A 1,172-nucleotide genomic window follows, 5' to 3' on the forward strand; every position below is an offset into this window, starting at 1 on the left:
TAATAAATTCATTATAAAATAAAAAAATCGAATATAAATTTCAATCAATCAACTGTATATTCTCAAAGTTACTGCATAGAAAGCTTGATGCAGTGTGACCCCGATTTTTATTTATCTGATTTAAGGTGTTACTCACAGGTCAATCATGAAACTAGAAGAATTAGAAGCATTTACCACTTTTGTAAAATTACAATCAACAAATCAGGCAGCGACCCAATTAGGCATTACTCAACCTGCATTGTCACGCAGGATTCAAAATTTGGAACAGGCATTAGATTTACAATTATTTGATCGCAATACTCGTCCACTAAAATTGACCAGTTTAGGGTTACAGGTTTACGAGCAATCAAAGAATATTTTAAAGGAAACACGCCGGCTTGAAAGTATCATTGCTAATCATAAAATAGATACTATGTTGTTAAATATAGGTTTTGCGAACTCAATTACAGATATTGGTCTTGCAAAAATATTGGAACAATTAAACGATATATATCCAAATATTGAAGTGAAAATCCATGCTGCTTGGGGCAAGGATTTAATTAAAAAACTTGAGAATGGAGAATTGGATGGCATCGTTTCAGTCACAGGCTTAATTCAAAATTTACCAGAAACATTGGATAGACATGTGTTAGGAAAACTTAAAGTAATGCCAGTCATCGCTAAAAAAATTGCCAAGCAAAATATAAAATATAAAGATGAACTGCAAAGTTATGGCTGGATTTTAAACTCGGAGGGTTGTGGATTAAGAGGTAAATTATTTGAAATCTTTGCACTGGTAGGACAAAAGCCAAATATTAATTTTGAGGTGCTCGGAACTCAACTTCAACTTGACTTGGTTGCTCAAGGATTAGGTATTGGATTATTGCCTAAAGAAGTCATGCTGATGAGTCGACGAAAAGAAGATGTTATCTGTATTGAGAATACTGATGTTGAATTTGATGTACAGTTGTTTACAGCACATCAGCAGGGAATCCATGCTGAAAAAATACAAATCATTGAACGAATAGGGCATTTGGCACGTAAACAGTTAAAGAAAGGAATGGATTAATCATATCGCGTTATTAATCATTATATGACTATAAATCATTAATAAATGGTGTGGTTGATAAAGAAATTGATACTGGATCATCATTAATAAAGCTATAATTAATAATTTATGTTTAAATTTATAT

The 1,172-nt window shown here is 32.0% G+C and carries 1 protein-coding gene; it reads left to right on the forward strand.

The features are described from left to right. Positions 1–145: 145 nt before the first annotated feature. The gene (locus KPC_RS19900; protein WP_121976017.1) at positions 146–1,048 is read left to right on the forward strand and encodes a LysR family transcriptional regulator; all 903 of its coding nucleotides are present in this window, start codon (positions 146–148) and stop codon (positions 1,046–1,048) included. Positions 1,049–1,172 lie beyond the last annotated feature (124 nt).

Origin of the sequence: Acinetobacter stercoris (assembly GCF_900323515.1) — a bacterium.
In the GTDB taxonomy this organism is placed as follows: domain Bacteria; phylum Pseudomonadota; class Gammaproteobacteria; order Pseudomonadales; family Moraxellaceae; genus Acinetobacter; species Acinetobacter stercoris.

Bases quoted from the DNA above. Each gene is read 5' to 3' on its own strand.
- KPC_RS19900 (WP_121976017.1), top strand. From the start codon at position 146: ATGAAACTAGAAGAATTAGAAGCATTTACCACTTTTGTAAAATTACAA.